At 56.7% G+C, this 20,728-nt stretch carries 16 protein-coding genes and 3 pseudogenes; 9 read left to right on the forward strand and 10 right to left on the reverse strand.

What is annotated here, in order from left to right:
- Nucleotides 1-169 precede the first annotated feature (169 nt).
- A complete protein-coding gene (locus tag ACP7E4_RS23720; RefSeq protein ID WP_426117961.1) occupies nucleotides 170-2,080 on the reverse strand; it encodes a sigma-54-dependent Fis family transcriptional regulator in 1,911 nt (636 codons plus the stop codon).
- 314 nt (nucleotides 2,081-2,394) lie between these two features.
- Between ACP7E4_RS23720 and exaC the strand changes: the two genes are divergently transcribed.
- The 6 genes from exaC to ACP7E4_RS23750 all read left to right on the forward strand — a co-directional run bounded on the left by exaC (nucleotide 2,395) and on the right by ACP7E4_RS23750 (nucleotide 8,088).
- Nucleotides 2,395-3,915 (forward strand): acetaldehyde dehydrogenase ExaC, encoded by a 1,521-nt coding sequence (exaC, locus tag ACP7E4_RS23725; RefSeq protein ID WP_331150581.1) that lies wholly within the window; start codon nucleotides 2,395-2,397, stop codon nucleotides 3,913-3,915.
- Between the two features lie 181 nt (nucleotides 3,916-4,096).
- Complete coding sequence (locus tag ACP7E4_RS23730) at nucleotides 4,097-4,555, forward strand: GNAT family N-acetyltransferase (RefSeq protein WP_426117962.1); 459 nt, start codon at nucleotides 4,097-4,099, stop codon at nucleotides 4,553-4,555.
- 280 nt (nucleotides 4,556-4,835) lie between these two features.
- The gene (locus tag ACP7E4_RS23735) at nucleotides 4,836-5,483 is read left to right on the forward strand and encodes a DedA family protein (protein ID WP_426117963.1); all 648 of its coding nucleotides are present in this window, start codon (nucleotides 4,836-4,838) and stop codon (nucleotides 5,481-5,483) included.
- Nucleotides 5,484-5,486: 3 nt separating this feature from the next.
- Nucleotides 5,487-6,299 carry a zinc-dependent peptidase gene (locus ACP7E4_RS23740; protein ID WP_426117964.1) on the forward strand — a complete coding sequence of 271 codons (813 nt, stop codon included), beginning with the start codon at nucleotides 5,487-5,489 and terminating at the stop codon, nucleotides 6,297-6,299.
- A gap of 124 nt (nucleotides 6,300-6,423) precedes the next feature.
- A complete protein-coding gene (gene ppa, locus ACP7E4_RS23745; RefSeq protein ID WP_020289622.1) occupies nucleotides 6,424-6,951 on the forward strand; it encodes an inorganic diphosphatase in 528 nt (175 codons plus the stop codon).
- Nucleotides 6,952-7,377: 426 nt separating this feature from the next.
- Nucleotides 7,378-8,088, forward strand: coding sequence for a LexA family transcriptional regulator (locus ACP7E4_RS23750; RefSeq protein WP_426117965.1), 711 nt, complete (start codon nucleotides 7,378-7,380; stop codon nucleotides 8,086-8,088).
- 318 nt (nucleotides 8,089-8,406) lie between these two features.
- Here the strand turns inward: ACP7E4_RS23750 and ACP7E4_RS23755 are convergent, their stop codons facing one another.
- The 6 genes and pseudogenes from ACP7E4_RS23755 to ACP7E4_RS23780 form a co-directional block, all read right to left on the reverse strand.
- Nucleotides 8,407-11,529, reverse strand: coding sequence for a type I restriction endonuclease subunit R (locus ACP7E4_RS23755; RefSeq protein ID WP_426117966.1), 3,123 nt, complete (start codon nucleotides 11,527-11,529; stop codon nucleotides 8,407-8,409).
- Nucleotides 11,526-11,945 (reverse strand): annotated as a pseudogene (locus tag ACP7E4_RS23760) (PDDEXK nuclease domain-containing protein); the annotation flags it as partial. The pseudogene ACP7E4_RS23760 and the gene ACP7E4_RS23755, both read right to left, overlap by 4 nt.
- 156 nt (nucleotides 11,946-12,101) lie before the next feature.
- Nucleotides 12,102-12,734: pseudogene (locus ACP7E4_RS23765) on the reverse strand (DUF1016 N-terminal domain-containing protein); the annotation flags it as partial.
- Nucleotides 12,731-13,669 carry a COG2958 family protein gene (locus tag ACP7E4_RS23770; protein WP_426117967.1) on the reverse strand — a complete coding sequence of 313 codons (939 nt, stop codon included), beginning with the start codon at nucleotides 13,667-13,669 and terminating at the stop codon, nucleotides 12,731-12,733. The gene ACP7E4_RS23770 and the pseudogene ACP7E4_RS23765, both read right to left, overlap by 4 nt.
- Nucleotide 13,670: 1 nt before the next feature.
- Nucleotides 13,671-14,990, reverse strand: coding sequence for a restriction endonuclease subunit S (locus tag ACP7E4_RS23775; RefSeq protein ID WP_426117968.1), 1,320 nt, complete (start codon nucleotides 14,988-14,990; stop codon nucleotides 13,671-13,673).
- Nucleotides 14,980-16,712 (reverse strand): annotated as a pseudogene (locus ACP7E4_RS23780) (type I restriction-modification system subunit M). The gene ACP7E4_RS23775 and the pseudogene ACP7E4_RS23780 overlap by 11 nt, the downstream one beginning before the upstream one ends.
- Nucleotides 16,713-16,997: 285 nt before the next feature.
- Between ACP7E4_RS23780 and ACP7E4_RS23785 the strand changes: the two are divergent.
- Nucleotides 16,998-17,258 (forward strand): DUF6429 family protein, encoded by a 261-nt coding sequence (locus tag ACP7E4_RS23785; protein WP_426117969.1) that lies wholly within the window; start codon nucleotides 16,998-17,000, stop codon nucleotides 17,256-17,258.
- Nucleotides 17,259-17,430: 172 nt separating this feature from the next.
- Here the strand turns inward: ACP7E4_RS23785 and ACP7E4_RS23790 are convergent, their stop codons facing one another.
- Genes ACP7E4_RS23790 through ACP7E4_RS23800 form a run of 3 tightly spaced genes read right to left on the reverse strand, consistent with a single transcriptional unit; the run spans nucleotide 17,431 to nucleotide 19,138 of the window.
- Entirely contained in the window at nucleotides 17,431-17,685 is a 255-nt protein-coding gene (locus ACP7E4_RS23790; protein ID WP_426117970.1) for a pentapeptide MXKDX repeat protein, read from the reverse strand.
- A gap of 53 nt (nucleotides 17,686-17,738) precedes the next feature.
- Nucleotides 17,739-18,524 carry a molybdopterin-dependent oxidoreductase gene (locus tag ACP7E4_RS23795; protein WP_426117971.1) on the reverse strand — a complete coding sequence of 262 codons (786 nt, stop codon included), beginning with the start codon at nucleotides 18,522-18,524 and terminating at the stop codon, nucleotides 17,739-17,741.
- Nucleotides 18,521-19,138 carry a cytochrome b/b6 domain-containing protein gene (locus ACP7E4_RS23800; protein WP_426117972.1) on the reverse strand — a complete coding sequence of 206 codons (618 nt, stop codon included), beginning with the start codon at nucleotides 19,136-19,138 and terminating at the stop codon, nucleotides 18,521-18,523. The genes ACP7E4_RS23795 and ACP7E4_RS23800 overlap by 4 nt, the downstream gene beginning before the upstream one ends.
- Nucleotides 19,139-19,468: 330 nt before the next feature.
- Here ACP7E4_RS23800 and ACP7E4_RS23805 point away from each other — a divergent pair, with 330 nt between their 5' ends.
- Together ACP7E4_RS23805 and ACP7E4_RS23810 are read left to right on the forward strand one after the other, a co-directional pair.
- Nucleotides 19,469-19,711: an exodeoxyribonuclease VII small subunit gene (locus ACP7E4_RS23805; protein ID WP_020289635.1), complete on the forward strand. Its 243-nt coding sequence runs from the start codon at nucleotides 19,469-19,471 to the stop codon at nucleotides 19,709-19,711.
- Nucleotides 19,708-20,595, forward strand: a complete 888-nt coding sequence (locus tag ACP7E4_RS23810; protein WP_426117973.1) for a polyprenyl synthetase family protein — start codon at nucleotides 19,708-19,710, stop codon at nucleotides 20,593-20,595. Before ACP7E4_RS23805 ends, ACP7E4_RS23810 begins: the two co-directional genes overlap by 4 nt.
- Nucleotides 20,596-20,728 lie beyond the last annotated feature (133 nt).

Consider the following 20,728-nt stretch of genomic DNA (forward strand, 5'->3'; position numbering starts at 1 on the left):
CACTCGACTCTGCTTTACGTAAGCCCGATGCAATACGAGAAGAACTGGCAAATGCAACAACCTTAGATACTCAACCCCGACGCCGGGTTAAGGGATACGTTTCTCGGGGGCAAGGTCAACCTTCGCGAGCAAGCTCGCTCCCACAAAAAGCCTTACCCTCTCGTTTGGGTTATCTCGCAATCCCATGCTTGCGCAATTTTCGATACAACGTGTTGCGGCTGATCCCCAACTGATGGGCGCAATGCGTCATGTGCCAGCGATGGGACTCAAGCGTCGAGATCAACGCGCTGCGCTCGGCATCTTCCAGCGGATGATCAACCACTGCCATCGCCACGACCGGCGCAGCGCCAAGACGAATGGCGGTCGGAAGATCGTCAAAACAAATCCGGTTCTCTTCACATAACGCAGCCAAAGTGCGCAACACCGTGCGCAGTTGCCTGACGTTACCCGGCCAGGCGAAAGCCAATAACGCCTGGCGCGCCGCGCCGTCCATCGTCAGTCGCTGTCCGGCGGATTCCTGCGCCAGCAGAAAGTCCAGCAACTGCGACTTGTCGCTGCGGTCACGCAAGGCCGGCAACGCCACTTCCAGACCGTTGAGCCGGTAATACAAATCCTCGCGGAAGCTGCCATCGGACACACGTTCCAGCAGGTTCCGGTGGGTCGCGCTGATAATTCGTACATCCACAGCTTGAGGTTCGCCGCCAATCGGCACCACCAGGCGATCTTCCAGCACCCGCAGCAAACGGGTTTGCAGAGCCAGCGGCATGTCGCCGATTTCATCCAGAAACAATGTGCCGCCGTCAGCCTGCTGCAGTTTGCCGCGCATGCCTTCCTTGCGCGCGCCGGTAAAACTGCCGCCGCGATAGCCGAATAGCTCGCTTTCGATGAGGCTTTCCGGGATCGCTGCGCAGTTCAGCGCGACGAACGCTTTGCTTGACCGCAGACGGGCCTGATGCACAGCCTTGGCAAAAGCTTCTTTGCCGGAGCCGGTTTCGCCGTTGATCAATAAAGGAACGTCGCGCTCGAAGACCCGCAGCGCGCGGCGAAAATCGTTTTGTAATGCCTCATCACCCAGACAAATGCTGCTCGGCGGGATGCTTTGGGCCGCGGATTTGACCACCAGCGCCGCCGGACCTTTGGCGCTGCCGGGCAATTGCCCACGTAAGGCGGCGAAAAATCCGCGACCGTCGCGGGTGCGCAGCGGCCAACTGGTGTGCGCCTCAGGACTGGCGCGCCCCAGCAGTTCACTGAGTGAACAGTCAAAAAACATCTCCACCGGCTGACCCAGCAGCTGACTGCGCCCAAGGCCCAGCAGGTTCAAGGCACTCTGATTCAGCGCGCTGATACGGCCTTCACCATCGAACGCCAGCAACCCTTCGCTGAACAGCCCGACCGATTCGGATTGCACGTGAAAACGCAGCAACCATCGGTCTTCAAAATGATGTCGGAAGTAGCTGCTTTCGATGAGTTTTGCTGAAAGGTTGACCAGCGCCATGGTGTGAAACTGGCTTTGCCGCGACACATCATCACGCGCCGAGGACACGTCGAGAACAGCGAGCAAATCGCCATGAGGATCGAACACAGGACTGGCCGAGCAAGTCAGGCCGGTATGACGGCCACGAAAATGTTCGTCGCGATGAATGGTCAGCGGCTGACGTTCTACCAGGCAGGTGCCGATGCCGTTGGTGCCTTCGCAGGCCTCGCTCCAGTCAGCGCCCAGCCACAACCCGGCGCGTTCGAAAACCGTACGCTCGGCAGGCGCGGTGACGCAGTTGAGGATCACGCCACGCGCATCGGTCAGCAATACCGCGTGGCCGTCCGCCAACTGCTGATGCAGGCTGCTCATTTCCTGACCCGCAACACTCAGGACTTGCTGCAAACGCTGGCGGCTTTCCAGCACGCGATCATGTTCGAGGACCACTGGCGCATTGGCGTGCGCGGGGTCGAGATGGTAATCGTCCAGGCAACGCAACCAGGAACGGACGATGGACGGGTCGCTGCCAGGGCCGCGCAATTGCGCCTCGCCTTTGGCCACCGTCAAGACTTGCTGTGCATGCCGGGTCAGATGATTGCTGTGCACTTTTTATTGTTCTCCACTTTATTATTTTCCACGGGAGTTGCCGCCCAGCATCCTCCAGCCCGTCAGCCTTTGCAATCACGCTGCCGTCGGCGGTCGCCGGACGTATCGAAACTGGCACAAAGTGTCACTCGACCCTGCGCCACGGGTGGCACAGCGCACTCCTCATAGCTGCCGTTCATCCTTCCGGACCCCGCTAAATCAGTGCTTTGGACGCAGTGGCCCGCCCTTTGCTCTACGCTTTAACAAGTGCAACCGCGCGTTGTCACCCCGCTTCGTCGCAGCTCCCCCAACAACAAGAATCAGGAGATAACACCATGCGTTACGCACATCCCGGTACCGAAGGCGCTCTGGTCAACTTCAAGGAGCGTTACGGTAACTACATCGGCGGCGAGTTCGTGGCCCCGGTCAAGGGTCAATATTTCACCAATACTTCGCCGGTCACCGGCAAGCCGATTGCTGAATTCCCACGCTCCACTGCCGAAGACATCGAAAAAGCCCTGGATGCCGCTCATGCCGCGTCCGAAGCCTGGGGCTCGACCTCCGTGCAGGCTCGCTCCCTGGCACTGCTGAAAATCGCTGACCGTATCGAGCAAAACCTCGAAGTCCTGGCCATCACCGAAACCTGGGACAACGGCAAGGCCGTCCGCGAAACCCTGAATGCCGATATTCCGCTGGCCGTTGACCATTTCCGTTACTTCGCTGGCGTATTGCGAGCCCAAGAAGGCAGCGCGGCAGAAATCGACGGCAATACCGTCGCCTATCACATCCACGAACCGCTGGGCGTGGTCGGTCAGATCATCCCGTGGAACTTCCCGATCCTGATGGCTGCCTGGAAACTCGCTCCGGCGCTGGCTGCGGGTAACTGCGTCGTGCTCAAACCCGCCGAGCAAACGCCGCTGGGCATCACCGTGCTAATGGAACTGATCGGCGATCTGCTGCCGCCGGGCGTGCTCAACGTCGTGCAAGGCTACGGTCGTGAAGCTGGCGAAGCACTGGCCAGCAGCAAGCGCATTGCCAAGATCGCCTTCACCGGTTCGACGCCGGTTGGCTCGCACATCATGAGTCTGGCGGCCGCCAACATCATCCCGTCCACCGTGGAACTGGGCGGCAAGTCGCCGAACATCTTCTTCGAAGACATCATGAGCGCCGAGCCTGAGTTCATCGACAAAGCCGCCGAAGGCATCGTGCTGGCGTTCTTCAACCAGGGCGAAGTCTGCACCTGCCCGTCTCGCGCACTGATTCAGGAGTCCATCTATCCGCAGTTCATGGAAGTCGTGATGCAGAAGGTGCTGAAGATCAAGCGTGGCGACCCGCTGGATACCGAGACCATGGTCGGCGCCCAGGCTTCGCAGCAGCAATTCGACAAGATTCTTTCGTACCTGGAAATCGCTCAGGGCGAAGGCGCCGAGCTGCTGACTGGCGGCAAGGTAGAAAAACTGGAAGGCGACATGGCGACTGGTTACTACATCCAGCCGACCTTGCTCAAAGGCAACAACAAGATGCGTGTGTTCCAGGAAGAAATCTTCGGCCCGGTGGTCAGCGTCACGACCTTCAAGGACGAAGCCGAAGCGCTGGCCATCGCCAACGACACCGAGTTCGGCTTGGGTGCAGGTCTGTGGACTCGCGACATCAACCGCGCCTACCGCGTGGGCCGTGCAATCAAGGCCGGACGCGTGTGGACCAACTGCTATCACCTGTACCCGGCGCACGCCGCGTTCGGTGGCTACAAAAAATCCGGCGTCGGCCGCGAAACCCACAAAATTGCGCTTGAGCACTACCAGCAAACCAAAAACCTGCTGGTGAGCTACGACATCAACCCGCTGGGCTTCTTCTAAACCCGGCTGCCTGACCGCCAATGGCCTCTTCGGAGGCCATTGGTGTTTCTGGAGCATCATCTGCTTTACTTGAAATCATTAGATTGCGCTTTCTAAAGGGGTTAGGCAGCATCGGCGCAACAACCTGATCGAACCGTTCATCATTGTCCCGGTATTAGCCCTTAGTGAAGTTGAGGCCACCATGCGGATCATCAAAGCCACGCTGGAACATCTGGACCTGCTCTGCCCGTTGTTCGTCAAATACCGTGAGTTTTACGGCGAACATCCTTTCCCGGAATCTTCACGCAGCTTCCTGGAAAAGCGCCTGCGCCGTGACGAGTCAGTGATCTATCTTGCGATGCCGGACGACGATGACACAAAGCTGCTGGGCTTCTGCCAGCTTTACCCGAGTTACTCGTCGCTGTCCCTCAAGCGCGTCTGGATCCTCAACGACATCTACGTCGCCGAGGACGCTCGTCGCCAATTGGTCGCCGACCATCTAATGAGAAGCGCGAAAAAAATGGCCAAGGAATCCCAGGCCGTGCGCATGCGGGTTTCCACCAGCAGCAACAATGAAGTCGCGCAGAAAGTCTACGAATCCATCGGCTTTCGCGAAGACAAGGAATTCAAGAACTACGTATTGCCGATTAACGGGGATTGAACCGGGGGCCCGTTGGCGAGGCTTGCCCGCGAAGAACGATGACGCGGTGGATCTTTACCACCGAGGCGCCTGATTCGCGGGCAAGCGTCGCTCCAACGAATGCATTTCAATTCGGTAGCATCATGGACAAATCCAGTCACACAAATACGCCCCGCGTCCCAACCGGAATACCCCTGCTGCTCCCGTAAAGCGTTTCTCCCTCTATAATCGCGCCCTGATCACTCTCAGCAGTTTCTTCCGCACGCGACCCGGCCGTGGGTCAGCTACACAGGCGCCCTACATGGATTTCAACCCGCTCGACCTCATTCTTCACCTGGATGTCTATCTGGACCTTCTGGTCACCAACTACGGCACCTGGGTTTACGCGATCCTGTTCCTGGTGATTTTCTGCGAAACCGGCCTGGTGGTGATGCCGTTCCTGCCCGGTGATTCGCTGCTGTTCATCGCCGGCGCCGTGGCTGCCGGTGGTGGCATGGACCCGGTTCTGCTGGCGGGGCTGCTGATGTTCGCCGCAATACTCGGCGACAGCACCAACTACATCATCGGCCGCACCGCCGGGGAACGGCTGTTCAGCAATCCGAAGTCGAAGATCTTCCGCCGGGATTATCTGGAGCGCACCCACGAGTTCTACGAGCGCCATGGCGGCAAGACCGTGACGCTGGCGCGTTTCCTGCCGATCATTCGCACCTTCGCGCCGTTCGTTGCCGGCGTTGGCAAAATGCATTACCCGCGCTTCCTGGGCTTCAGCGTGCTGGGCTCGGTATTGTGGGTTGGCGGCCTAGTGACCCTCGGTTATTTCTTCGGCAACGTGCCATTCATCAAGAAAAACCTGTCGGTGCTGGTGCTGGCGATCATCGTGATTTCATTGCTGCCAATGATTATCAGTTTGGTCCGCAGCCGCATGGCCCGCTCAGCCGACGCCCGCTAACCAATGTGGTCGTTCAGCCAATGGCGTCGTCGCCGCACGCTGGCAAAAAATCCGGTCGCACCCGAGCTTTGGCAGCGGGTGCGACAGCACTTGCCGATTCTTGACGGTCTGACCGCTGAACAGGAAACCCTGCTGCGTGAGAACAGCGTGCTGTTTTTACAGGACAAGCACATCACCACTTTGCCCGGCGTCGAACTGAATGAAGAACAACGCCTTTTTATTGCCGCGCAAGCCCAACTGCCGCTGCTCAATCTGGGCGATCTGAACTGGTATCAGGGTTTCCATGAACTGGTGATTTACCCCGACGACTTCGTCAGCCCGCAACGTCATCGCGACGCAAGCGGCGTCGAGCACGAATGGGACGGCGAACACAGCGGCGAAGCCTGGCTGCAAGGCCCGGTGATCCTGGCGTTGCCCGGCGTGTTATCCAGCGGCGACTGGGATGCCTACAATCTGGTCATCCATGAGCTGGCGCACAAACTCGACATGCTCAATGGCGACGCCAACGGTCTGCCGCCCTTGCACAGCGACATGCGAGTCAGCGACTGGGCGAGCATCATGCAAAGCGCCTACGACGATCTCAATCGGCAACTGGATCGCCACCCGCACCTCGAAACCGCCATCGACCCTTACGCAGCGGAAAACCCCGCCGAATTCTTCGCCGTGACCAGCGAATACTTCTTCAGCGCCCCGGATTTGCTGGCCGAGGCATACCCGGCAGTGTACGAGCAACTCAAGGCGTTCTACCGCCAGGACCCGCTTGCCCGCTTGATTTCATTGCAGCGTGATGAACCTTCGTACAAGACTCAACACTAAAGGGCTACACGCCTAAAGGCGCAAGGCCACGCATGGCAACACCAACAGAATATGCCTATAATCCGGCCCACTTTTTGGCGTAATCAGCCAAAGCCGTCTGGTCAATCAAAGGGGGCACTGCCCAATGAGCTACAGCAAGATTCCGGCTGGTAAAGACCTGCCGAACGACATCTACGTCGCGATCGAAATTCCGGCCAACCACGCGCCGATCAAATACGAAATCGACAAAGAAACCGATTGCCTGTTCGTTGACCGCTTCATGGCCACGCCGATGTTCTACCCGGCCAACTACGGTTTCATCCCCAACACTCTGGCTGACGATGGCGATCCCCTTGACGTGCTGGTCGTGACGCCTTACCCGGTTTCCCCAGGTTCGGTAATCCGCGCACGTCCAGTGGGCATCCTGCACATGACCGATGATGGCGGCGGCGATGCCAAAGTTATCGCAGTGCCACACGACAAACTGTCCCAGTTGTATGTCGACGTGAAGGAATACACCGATCTGCCAGCCCTGCTGCTTGAGCAAATCAAACACTTCTTCGAAAACTACAAAGACCTCGAAAAAGGCAAATGGGTAAAAATCGAAGGTTGGGGCGACGCAGAAGCCGCCCGCACCGAGATCATGAAATCGGTAGCCGCCTACAAAGGCTGATAACCCGTTTCAGCGTTTGCGGGATGTCTGGCGACAGGCATTCCGTAAGCAACGTTTAAAACCTCGCAATGCCCTCCTCTCCTGCCGCCCAACACCCTTTCTTCACACCTGAAGCCCAACTGCTCCATGACGCAGCAGGCTTTCCGATGCCTGACATTGGACTCGCTGTGGAAACAATCATTTTTCAGATAAACATATAGGCAGGCCGTTCGACGTTTCGACTAAACAATAAACATAACGCCGAATCCTTTAGCGCCGCGCTAAATATCCAGAGCATTGTTTAACTACAGAATGATAATTACAGAATATCCCTACATCGCACTATTGATTCTGTAGTCAGCCCAATACAGCCCTGACTGGAAACATTACGTATTTGAACACCTCGTTTATTTAAACAAGTTCGCGACATACGTAAAATCCATCGCCATGAATACATCAGGTGATCGACTACGCGCCCTCCTGCGGGAGTGCCATCTCTCTGCCACGGACTTCGCCGCCAACCGGAAGGTCACGCCTCAACATGTGAACAACTGGTTCAAACGCGGCATCCCCATGGCGCGCCTGGAAGAGGTGGCTGAATTACTGACCGTCAACGCTCGCTGGCTACGCACGGGCGACGGCCCCAAACACCCGACTGAGCCCGCCAATGAACATAACGGCGGCGACACACCGCTTACGCTTCACCCAGGACGGAGCCTGCCGCGTGGAGACATAGAGCTGCCGGTATTAAAAGAGCAAGAATCGGTCATCGCCCAAGCCCCCGGGAAGACGATCCGTTTGCCACTGCACGTGCTGCAAAGCATGAACATCCACCCCGACAACGCCATCTGCATCGCGATGATCGGTAACAGCATGGCCGAGAAAATCCAGGACGGCTCCCTGATCGGCGTCGACCGCGCCCAGACCCGCGTCATTGACGGCGAAATGTACGCCATCGAACACAGCGGCATGCTCCGCGTGAAATACCTCTACCGCCTACCCGGCGGCGGCCTGCGCCTGCGCAGCCACAACCACAGCGAATACCCCGACGAACTCTTCACCGCCGAACAAATCGAGCAACAAAAGATACGCGTCCTGGGCTGGATATTCTGGTGGTCAACCCTGAACGTACGCCGCCATGCGCCACCATTCCGCTGAACGGCGGGGATTGAAGTGGGTGACAACACGTTTCAATGCTGGGCAACCGGGATGAACATCAGTATCCTCTGCGCCCATCTTCAAGCCCAAAGGCACATCCTGCCTGAAGGCCCGGCAACGCGAAACCGCGAAGCCACTCCCTATTAGCGCCCACCCGCTGAGCGCACCTGTTAAAGGCGAGTGCGGTTTGCCAAAAACAAACCAAGCTCGTCCTTGAGAAGCCGGCCACAAGCCGGCTTTTTAATGACTGTAGGAAAGCCCCTGCCGATATTTCACTGGTATGCGCCCGCTCAAAGGGAGCGACCATTTCCGAACGATCTACAACCAAGCCTCACACAACTTTTCTGCCTGGTTGAGAATCAGCTGAGCGGCATCTTCAGCTTGATCGGGTGGGTATTTGTACTTGCGTAAAATCCGCCGCACCAGAATACGCAGTCTGGCTCGCACGCTTTCACGGCTGCTCCAGTCAACACTGACATTAGCCCGTAAACTTGCAGTCAGTTCATGAGCAATCCTGGCCAGTATCTCGTCGCCAAGCTCGCGTACCGATGCCTCGTTATTGGCCAAAGCATCGTAGAACGCCAACTCATCATCATTGAGCCCCAGCTCATCACCGCGCTTGCTTGCCGCAGCGAATTTCTTGGCCATTTCGATAAGCTCTTCGATCACCTGGGCGGTTTCGATGGAGCGGTTTTGATAGCGTTTGATTACATTCGCCAGCAGCTCGGAGAATTTCTTTTCCTGAGCAAGGTTGGTGCTGTAACGGCTTTTGATTTCGCCTTCCAGCAGACGCTCCAGCAGCTCCACCGCCAGATTTCTCTCCGGAAGATTGCGCACTTCAGCCAGAAACGAATCGTCGAGCAGGCCGATGTTCGGTTTTTCCAGGCCCACGGCCTCGAAAATATCCACTACATCGCCCGAGACCACGGCGTTACCAATGATCTGGCGAATGGCCAATTCGCGCTCTTCGTCAGTCTTCTTCCGCTGGCTAACCTCACGCTTGATCAAAATCACCTTGATCGCCTGGAAGAATGCCACTTCCTCGCGAACTGCCTTGGCTTCATCCAGGGTACAGCACAAGGTGAAGGCCTTGCTCATGGCGAGCGCGGAGTCAGCAAAGCGCTTTTTGCCATCCTCCAGTCCCAAAACATGATTCGCTGCCCCGGCAAGCAACTTGTGCCCCCCTTTGAGAAAGTCGCTGTAATCAAAGCCAAATAGCAGACTGCGGAGGACGTCGAGCTTTTCTTCCAACACCGAATAGGCTTCATGAGCGTCCACGGTCGGCCGACCTTTGCCTTTGCTCCCGGTGTACTCCTTAAGAGCAGCCTTGAGCTCGTTGGCAATGCCGATGTAGTCAACCACCAGACCGCCTTGCTTGTCCTTGAAGACACGGTTCACCCGAGCGATGGCCTGCATCAAGTTATGGCCTTTCATGGGCTTGTCCACATACAAGGTATGGACGCAAGGCGCATCGAACCCTGTTAACCACATGTCACGCACAATTACGAGTTTGAGCGGGTCAAGCGGATCCTTGAAACGCTTCTCAAGCCGTTTTTTGACCTGTCCGGAATAGATATGAGGTCGCAGTGAGGCCTTATCTGATGCGCTGCCAGTCATCACGATCTTGATTGCACCCTTTTCCGGATCCTCGTCGTGCCAGTCTGGACGTCGGGCGACAATTTCGTTGTATAAATGCACGCAAATCTCACGACTCATAGCTACCATCATGGCCTTGCCAGGCATTTGGCCCATGCTGACCAGCCCCTGATTCCGCTCTTCAAAGTGTCTGATGAGATCAGTCGCCACACTACAGATACGAGGCTCGGCACCGACAACTTTTTCCAGGGCGGCCCAACGACTCTTCAAACGGGATTGCTGGTCATCTTCTTCGTCTTCCGCCAGTTCATCGACCTGATCGTCGATCGTTGGGAGCTCGCTATCCTTCAGTGACAACTTGGCCAGGCGCGACTCATAGTAAATAGCGACGGTTGCACCGTCCTCAGTGGCCTGCTGCATGTCATACACGTGAATGTATTCGCCAAACACTGAGCGAGTATCTCGATCCTCACTCGACACAGGCGTACCAGTGAACGCAACAAACGTAGCGTTCGGCAGCGCATCACGTAAATGCTGGGCATAGCCGACCTCATACCGGGTTTGACTATCGGCTGCAGCAAGTTCTGCAGAGGCTTTTAGCGATGCATTGAACCCATATTGGGTGCGATGTGCCTCGTCGGCGATAACTACGATATTTGGGCGCAAGGACAACACTGGGAAACGATCTTCATCGACCCCTGGCATGAACTTTTGAATAGTCGCAAACACTATGCCGCCACTTGGGCGATTCGCCAGCTTGGCGCGCAAGTCACCGCGGGACTCTACCTTGACAGGTTCCTCGCGCAGTAAATCCTGAGATAGAGAAAAAACTCCGAATAACTGACCATCAAGGTCGTTGCGATCCGTGATCACTACAATTGTGGGATTCTCCATCGCGGCTTCCTGCATCACCCTTGCGGCGAAACACGTCATGGTGATGCTTTTGCCCGACCCCTGAGTGTGCCAGACCACCCCGCCTTTTTGAGTGCCACCGGGACGCGACGCAAGGACCACCTGCTGAATAGCGGCACGCACTGCATGAAATTGGTGATAGCCAGCGATTTTCTTTACCAGCCGACCGTCATCCTCGTACAACACGAAGTAGCGCAGATAATCGAGCAGCATTTCCGGGGCCAAGGCACCGCGCACCAAAGTCTCAAGTTCGTTGAATTGACCCAGCGGGTCGAGATCCTGCCCGTCGATGGTGCGCCAATTCATAAAACGTTCGACATCAGCAGACAATGAGCCCATCCGGGCTTCGCTGCCGTCAGAAATCACCAGAATTTCGTTGTATTGGAACAGGTCCGGAATCTGCTCCTTGTAGGTCTGGATTTGATCAAAGGCTTTGCCCAGGTCAGCCTTCACATCTGCCGGGTTTTTCAGCTCAAGCAATACCAAAGGCAGACCGTTGATGAACAGAATGATGTCCGGACGTCGGGTATGCTTCGGGCCCTGAATGCTGAGCTGATTAATGGCCAGCCAATCGTTGGCTTTTACCTCGACCCAGTCGATCAAGCGCACAAAGTCGCCCCGCGTTTCGCCATCTTTTTGGTACTGCACCGGTACGCCGCTGACTAACAGACGATGGAACAGGCGATTGGCTGACAACTGTACGGGCAAGCCCAACTCCAGCACCTGCTTGAGCGCATCCTCCCGCGCAGCCAACGGCACTTTGGGATTGAGCCTGGCCATAGCGCCGCGTAAACGCTCAACCAGAACTACCTGACGGTAATTGTCACGCTCCGGGCTCTCGCCGTCATAGGCGATATCAGGACCGTAAACAGACGTATAGCCCAGCTCGCCCAGCCAGCCAAGGGTTTCCTGTTCCAACTGGTCTTCGGTCATTCCAACTCACTTCCTGTGTGCAGATCGCCGGCCAATTCGGCCTCAATTTCGGCAATGCTCGGCAGATTTCGGCCCAGGCTTTCGGGCAAATCGCGCAGCAATTGGTATTCGGCAACGCCAATGGGTTTGTCGGTTCCCGACAAAGCGTATTCGGCCACCAAGCGGTTTTGCTGTTTGCATAACAGCAGACCGATGGTGGGTTTGTCATCTTCGGCCTTAATCTGCGCATCCACGGCTGCCAGATAAAAATTCAACTGGCCAGCGTGTTCGGGTTTGAAAGCTGTTGCCTTGAGCTCAACCACCACATAGCACTTGAGGCGGGTGTGATAGAACAGCAAATCGATGAAGAACTCGTCTCCTCCAACATCAAGGCGAAACTGGCGACCAACGAAGGCAAAACCTGCTCCTAGCTCCAACGGATCTGGACGTACAGCCGATGCATTTGCGTCTACTGGAATGCCGTCTTCCCGGCTAAAGCCGGTCCCACAGTGGGACCGGCTTTAGCCGGGAAGGCGTCGGTTCAGACAATACGTCTGGCGCCTGGCGGTTGCCCCCGGACATAGAATCTCCAACAGGAATCGGGTGATATGACGGATCAACCCGTCTTCAATGTCGCGTTCATGAGCGTCTTCACCCAAACCCAGAAAGTCGAAAAGGTAAGGATCCTTCAGGGTTTCATGGGCCAAAGCCGATTCTGCAGCCGGCAAGCGAGCAACAAAGTTGGTGACCGCGCTACCTTGACGCAGCCGCAAGCGGTTCTTGATGTTCTGCTCCAGAGTGCTGCGCGACCAGCCCAGCAAAACGGTTTGCTGGGCATACCACTCGCGCTCGGCGGGACTGTCCAGCTTGGTCAAGAACGTCACTACATGGAACCAAGGCAATTGGTCAGCAGCTTGCTGACCAAATCGGCGATCCGGACAATGCTGAGCAAAAAAGCGCATGTATTTGAGGTTGCTGGCTGACCAGCCTTTCATGTCCGGGAACGAATCTTTGAGATCTCGCGCCAGGCGCTCGATGACCTTGGCGCCCCAAGCGTTGACCTGCTGGCGCTGCCTGATTTCCGCTCCGATCCGATGATACAACTGCACCAACTCGGCATTGACGGCCAATGCTGCTCGCTGCCGGGCTTGAGCAATATCGACTTTAAGCTGAATCAGCCAGTCGGCGTAGCCCTCAGGCAATGCGGAAATCGTTTCTTTAGTCACTCACTGGCCTCCCACTCCTTGGTCGACACTTCACCGGTCTGGTGAAAGCGACGTATACGGCCGATGAACTCGGCGAAGTCGCTATTTTCTTCGGTCAGTCGGTTGCACATATCCCAGTCGATTTCGCTGCGTTCGCGAGCGGGGATCAGAATCTGGCTTTCCGTTGGATTCTGTACGTCGAGCTGAATGACGCCAATGCCATGGGCTGAAGCGAGCATACGTAACTCTTTGAGCGTGCCGTCACCCTCTACGGTACCCGCCACCAGATAGCCGAAATGCGCCCAGGAGGAATTGGACACTGCCTGAAAAAAGCTCTTGCGGGCATTGGAGCGATTGAGGAGCAGCTTGACCTCGAAGGACCATAGCCGGGCACGACGTTCGCCCAGTACGCGCACGCAGTCACGCAGACCTAGCGTCCAATCGGCGGTCATATCTTCCAGGCCCACCAAATCGGGGTGCAGCCATTCGTTGCCGCCGCTGCCAGCTCGGTTGGACGAACGTTTTTCGTTGATCCGCATGGCGTACACGCGCTGATCGTCCGTCAGCAGGTATTCGGCCAGCAATGGGTAAAGTGCGTGCTCACGCAACGGCGAAGGCTCTGGTAAGTCTGCCGGAGTGAGGGCTACCCCTTCGGCCGCCGCCACCTCATCGCTGGCATCCATCTGCGACCAGTAATAGTGACGTGGTCGGCCTTCAGTTGTTTTCAACTGGGGATGCATCTGCTGCCAGCGTGGACGGGAACCAGATATCTCCGCTACCAGTTGCTGTACCAGATCATTGTCAGTCTGGATGTAGCTGGCACTGCCCGCTTTCTTGACTGCGCATTCTGCAGGGAACTGCTCGAATATCCATTGAGCAAGTTCGCGGGCGGTTTGCTGGGTGTCGGGGAGGTTTTGCAGGCGGTCGATGACGCGTTGCCGGAGGTTAAGAGCCATATCAGATGACCGCCGACAACGTATCTTCGATAAAGGCGTCCGTTTCTGGCAGGCGCAACTGGCCGGAAATCAGGCGAGGCAATAGGGTGTCGCGGAGCTGGGTGAGGGTTTTGGTTTGCTCTTGGTTGGCCGCAATTTTATGCTGAATGCTACCAACGACAGCTCCAAACGCTTCCGCAACTTCTTCCGAAGGAACGACCACGGGATACTGCCCAAGAACATCATTCTGCACACGCTGCCGCCCACTGGTGCCGGACATACTCTGAATTGCATGCTCACGAAATGGGCTATGACGAGCTAACAAATAGCCGTGATAAGGCGGCAGCGGTACTTTGGGACGCATCACTACAAATTCAGTCGAGCCCCAGCCTGTTTGACCGGTCGGTAGAAAATCAACGAAAGCAGATTTACCATTTTCGAGGCACGGTGTAATGCGGGCGAGCAGAGTGTCACCATTGATGAACTTGCTGCCCGAGCCCATCTCGCGATCAATCACACCGCTAACAACATGGCCTTGTGTTCCGACACTCGCCATGTCGAGATAGGGTGCTGCTTCGCCTTTCTTGAGCTTGCGCGGCGGATTGACTTCATAAGCATTTTCAAGTGGCAAAATTCGCCACCCCCTAGGCACCAATCCCAGCTCTAACTCTTCAAAACTATCGGGAAACAGCGCCGCAGTGGCCGCGTCGATGCCTTTTGGCCCAAGCCCTTCTACTTTGGCAAGCACTGGGTCGAAATCGACGAACCAGGATTTGAACAGCGCCTGGGCGATGGCTTCCAGGGTCGTGTTGGTTTCTCGTAGCAGGGTGATGCGATCGTCTATTGCACCCAAGGTGCCAGAAATTTCAGCCTGCTGGTCTAGTGGCGGGATTGTTAGCTCAAAGTTGGGAATATCCCGACAGCGCAGACTGTCGAATACAGCCCCAACATTGATGAACTTGTATACCTGATTCCACCATTCCGGACCTTTGAGTAGCCAGCGCAGGAAGCTGGGAAGAACTCTATCGCCACTGGTGCTGAGTACCACAAGGTTTTGTCCTATCGCACAGTCCAGCCCAGCAGGAACATGAGCGCTATCACCGGAATTGCATCGACGGACAACAATGACATCATTAGCTTGGGGTTTGAGCTTCCTTGTCCAGTCAATGTAATCCGCTTGGGAGATCCTGCGAGCGCCATCAAGCGCAATATGACCATTCTTGAGTTGCGGTATTGCGATGTACGGATACCCCTCATCAACTGCTGGGGGCGTCCGATGGTCGCAGTCGATCAAAACAATACCTGCCTTTTTAATCGAAAGCCTGCTCCACTCAGAACTCATAGCCCAGCCCTCCCAGCTTCTGCCGGATCAACTGGTCAAGCTCCGCGCCCTTGGCCATCTGCTCGCCCAATAGAGCCGTGAGATTTTGCATCTTCTCGGCAAAAGCTTCGTCGTCATCCTCGACGGCCTCGGCCCCAACATAGCGGCCTGGAGTGAGCACATGGCCATGCTCCGCGATTTCGGCGAGGGTCACACTGCGGCAGAAGCCGGGGATGTCTGCGTACTCCGCGACCTCACCACCCACATCCAGCGGCACTCCACGCCAATTGGCGACAGTCTGCGCAATGCGCTCAATGTCATTATCAAGCAACTCAATCTGGACCCGGCTGATATTAGTTCCGAGCTTGCGAGCATCGATAAACAACACTTCCCCAGGCCGAGCGACTTTCTGTTTGGTCAAGAACCACAGACAGGCCGGAATCTGGGTATTGAAGAACAACTGCCCAGGCAACGCGACCATCACCTCAACTACATCTGCTTCAACCATAGCCCGGCGAATATCGCCTTCAGTGTTCTGACTGGAGCTCATCGAGCCGTTGGCCAAGACAATACCGGCACGGCCACTCGCCTTGAGGTGAAACAACATATGCTGCAACCACGCGTAGTTGGCGTTACCTTGCGGAGGCGTGCCGTATACCCAGCGTGGATCGCCTTCCAAGCTACCGTGCCACCAGTCGCTGATATTGAAAGGTGGGTTCGCCAGGACAAAATCGGCGCGAAGGTCAGAATGCTGGTTACGGATAAAAGTATCAGCAGGCTCACGCCCAAGGTTGAAGTCGATACCGCGAATGGCAAGATTCATCGCCGCCAGACGCCAAGTGGTCGGGTTGGACTCCTGGCCATAAATCGACACGTCGCCGAGCTTTCCGCCATGGGCTTCAATGAATCGCTCCGACTGGACAAACATACCGCCGGAACCGCAGCAAGGATCGTAGACCTTGCCATGGTGGGGGTTGAGCACCGCGACCAGCGTTTTGACGATACTTGCCGGGGTATAGAACTGTCCGCCCTTCTTGCCTTCGGCGCTGGCGAATTGACCCAGGAAGTATTCGTAGACTTGACCGAGCAAGTCGCGGGCCTGATTGGCATCACCACCAAAACCAATGACTGAAATCAGATCGACCAGTTCGCCCAACTTGCCGTCCGGCAACTGAGCGCGAGCATAGCGTTTGTCGAGGATGTTCTTCAGGGAAGGGTTTTCTGCCTCGATCGCGGACAAGGCCTCGTCGATACGCTTGCCGATATCCACCTGTTTGGCGTTGGCCCTGATCGATTCCCAGCGCGCCACTTCAGGCACCCAGAATACGTTCACTTCCTTGTAGTAGTCGCGCTCTTCCAGCTCTCGAACCAGCAGTTCAGCATCGTCACTGTCCAGGTAGTAGTCGTCGCTGGCATCGGTAAAACGACGCTCCAGCTCGACGCGGCGGCCAGCAAAGCTGTCAGAAATATACTTGAGGAAGATCAGGCCGAGGACGATGTGCTTGTATTCAGCGGCGTCCATGTTGGCGCGCATTTGTCCGCAGTAGCCCACAGCGTTTTTTGCAGGTCCTGTAGCGTGTTACTTGTAACAGGGGCGGTGGTCTTGCGGCCGGGCTTCTTTTTTACCGGCTCAGGGTCTGGGCTAATAGTGCTTTCGCTCGACGCGAAACGAGCGCGGGCCTGGCCGAGCGCCTGTTCAGCTAGACTGCTGGCAGTCTGTTCGGCACCCTTTTGATCCGTCATGGACTACTTCCTACATTCGACGCAGATGAATTGCGTGGTAAAAATTGAAAGCCCGATCACAGATATCCGGGCAAAGATTGCTCGCATGATAACGGGTCGCTACCGGTTTCGCCTGAGTTGTAACGACCAAGAGCGAGGGTACTATTTTGCAGCCAGACCTCCCACGAACGGTAGGTCAAAACGAGTGCTGAGCCTCACACAAAAACTGTTGGCCGAATGCCCTGTCCTGTCCCCGGCCCAGCACAAACTCGACGTTACCTGTCGAATACGAGCGGAGCAACGATCATGGAATACGACGACAAATTGATTGAAGACGCCGTGCTTGCCCTGCTGGCGGCCTTCAGTTCCGACGAAGGCAACGCCTGGAAAGGGTTTGACTTCGAGGTCATGAACCGATTGCATGAGCATGGTTTCATCAGTAATCCGGTGAACAAGAACAAGTCGATCTGGTTGACGGAGGAAGGGCTGGAGCGAGGTCGGCAGATAGCCGACCGGCTATTTGGAGTGAGGACTCAAGAGGGGCATGCGTCCAATCCCAATACCTGACTCTACGCCAAAGCCACGCTGGGGTGCGCCTAAGTATTGCCTGGCTGCGCACGCTCACTTAAGCCGGGATTGAGGTAGCCGTTGGGCAGCGCGCGCTGCCCGATTGGCAATGGTGTTTCGGACTTATTTGATCAGTTCAGGCGCGCGCCCACATGGACGGCGATGACAGGAATTACTGCGACATTTCACTTTTTTTCATTGCATCCTTGGGCGTCGCATCCTTCTTCATCGCATCTTTGGACATGTTGTCTTTGGACATCGAATCGTTCTTCTTCATCGCGTCTTTCTTCATCACGTCCTTGGACATGCCGTCCTTGGACATCGAGTCTTTGCTCATGCTGTCGTTGCTCATAGTGTCAGCAGCAAAGACACTGGCAGCACCAACGGCCAGGCACAGGGACAGAACAACGGTGGTCAACTTTTTCATGGTGATACTCCTTGGAGCGTGGGTGATGGACGTGTGAAGTGACCCGGCACTCGTCAGCTGCCACCAAACCAGTTGTAGCCCTGGTCTTCCCAGTAGCCACCGCTGTAGGTGTTGCTGACGAAAATCGCCTGAATGTGTTTGGGATTCTTGTAGCCGAGTTTGGTGGGCATGCGCAGCTTCATCGGGAAACCGTATTCGCGCGGCAGCACCGCGCCGTCATAGGTCAGCGCCAGCAGAGTCTGCGAGTGCAGTGCGGTGGCCATGTCGATGCTGGTGTAATAATCGTCGGCGCATTTAAAACCGACATATTTGGCATCAGTGTCGGCTCCGACCCGCCTGAGAAAGTCGCTGAAGCGCACGCCACCCCAACGCCCGATCGCACTCCAGCCTTCGACACAAATGTGACGGGTGATCTGTTCGTTCTGGGCCATGGCCCGCAGCTCTTCAAGGCGCCAGTGGCGCTTGTCGGCGACCAGTCCTGTGACTTCCAGGCGAAAGCTTTCCTCTTCTACCGTCGGCGCTTCGTCGATGCCGTAAAAGGCATTGAAGGGAAATGGCCGGGCGATCATCGATTCGGGATAAGTCGGTGCCATCGCGCTGGGGTTGAACAGCCAGCCTTGCACCCGGTCATTCAAACGCGACATGGACGACAACGCGGTGTCGACGCTTTGGTTGTCGGTGATGTCGCAACCCGACAACATTGCCACTCCGCCGAGGGTCAGACCTCGCAGCAGGAATGAGCGGCGCGAGCGGTCTTCGATCTGTGGGGCAAGTATTTTGCGAGCGTCGATCAGGATCGAAGTTTCGTCCAGTCCAGGTATCTGGCTACGCTTCTTCATACCTGCTCCTTGCGGACGCCGATCATAGCCAACAGCGTTTTCGGAGTCAGCGCCACCATCACTAGGTGCACCATCACGAAGCTCACCAACAGCACCATGGCGAAGAAATGCACACGGCGTCCCCCTTCGTAACCCCACAGCAATTCACGCAGCAATGGAAACTGCACCGACTTCCACAACACCAGCCCGGACAGTACCAATAGCGTGATGTCGACCATAACGAACAGGTATGCCGCCCGTTGCACCTGATTGTAATGACCAGGGTCGGCGTGCCCGAGCTTTCCACGCACCGCCGCCCATAAGTCATGCACCACGCCTTTGGGCGACACCGGGAAGAAACGCCGCTTCAGGCGTCCGCTGAACAGATTGAAGACCAGGTAAATAAGGCCGTTGATCGCCAGAAACCACATTGTCGCGAAATGCCATTGCAACGCGCCGCCAAGCCAGCCGCCTAGAGTGATCGACTTGGGAAAACTGAATGCGTAGATCGGCGCAGCGTTGTAAATGCGCCAACCACTGGTGACCATCACCAGTACCGCCAACGCGTTGAGCCAATGGGCAAACCTTAGCCAGCGTGGATGGCTGGCCCTGGGTGAAGCAGATGACTGCGACATGTTCGGCTTCCGCTCGTTACTCATTAGCGCCGAGTATGGGCGGCGGAATATCTCCAAATCCTCACGCAAAGTTAAATTAATCGTGATAACTCGCGCCTGACTGCTGCGGAAAATCGACTTTCATATTGCGCGCACGGGATGGATTCGAAGCTGGCAAGCCTTCTTGCCCCTGATTTGAGTATGGGTTAGCCATCGGTATTGCCGCGTATGAGGCTCCTTAACGTGCCAGCAGTTTGCCTGTTTTGCCGCACCGCTGGCCCATCCCCATTTGCCCCAAAGCCCTCGCTCTGCTAGTGTCGCGGCGGTTTAACCTCTACCGGAATAGCGCTCATGGCCCGCAAGAAAGCTGCACTGGATTTCGAACAATCCCTCGCTGATCTGCAAACGCTGGTAGAGCGTCTGGAGAACGGCGAGTTGTCGTTGGAAGATTCGTTGACCGCGTTCGAACAGGGGATTCGCCTGACTCGCGACTGCCAGGGCGCTTTGGCGCAGGCGGAGCAGAAGGTTCAGGTGTTGCTGGAGCGTGACGGTGAGCTGGCCGAAGAGCCTTTCGATGCGGAACAGCCCGAATGATTGCGAGCTATCAGGCCCAGTGCCAGCTGCGCGTCAACGCGGCGCTCGACAGTCTGTTTGTGGCACCTGGCCCGGAGCTGGCGCGTCTTTACGACGCCATGCGCTACAGCGTGATGAACGGCGGCAAGCGTGTGCGGCCGTTGCTGGCGTATGCGGCCTGCGAAGCGCTCGGTGGCAAGGCTGATGATGCCAACGGCGCAGCCTGTGCGGTGGAGTTGATCCACGCCTATTCGCTGGTGCACGACGATTTGCCGGCCATGGATGATGACGATCTGCGGCGCGGCCAGCCGACCACTCACAAGGCCTTCGATGAAGCCTGTGCGATTCTGGCTGGCGATGGTTTGCAGAGTCTGGCGTTTACTGCGCTCTTCGATCAGCGCCTGACACCGCAGGATGCAGAAACGCGCCTGCAGATGATCGGTGCGCTGGCATTCGCAGCCGGTCCGGCAGGCATGGTCGGCGGTCAGGCGATTGACCTGGGCTCGGTGGGTATCAAGCTTGATCAAACCGCGCTGGCCTTCATGCACCGGCACAAGACCGGCGCGCTGATCGAAGCCAGCGTCAAACTTGGCGCATTGGCCAGCGGCCACGCGGATCAGGCCCGGCTCGACGCGTTGCAAGCCTACGCCCGCGCCATCGGCCTGGCGTTTCAAGTCCAGGACGACATCCTCGATGTTGAAAGCGATACTGCAACCCTCGGCAAACGCCAGGGCGCGGACATTGCCCGGGACAAACCCACCTATCCCGCATTGCTCGGCCTCGATGCCGCCAAGGCTTACGCCCTGGAGCTGCGCGATCAGGCGCTGGACGCCCTGCGACCTTTCGACGCGGCCGCCCAACCGCTGCGCGATCTAGCCCGGTACATCGTCGAGCGGCGCAACTAAACGGCTATCAGCCTTCATAACGTGACGAACTGGCGCGCATTAGTCAGGTCACAGCCTTGTGTTTGATCTTTGTGTCTGAGCATCCGCTGCCGCACTTCATGGGCAGCATGCGATGCATCAGGTAAACTGCCGC

It is taken from the genome of Pseudomonas sp. DSP3-2-3 (genome assembly GCF_049898225.1).
GTDB lineage: Bacteria > Pseudomonadota > Gammaproteobacteria > Pseudomonadales > Pseudomonadaceae > Aquipseudomonas.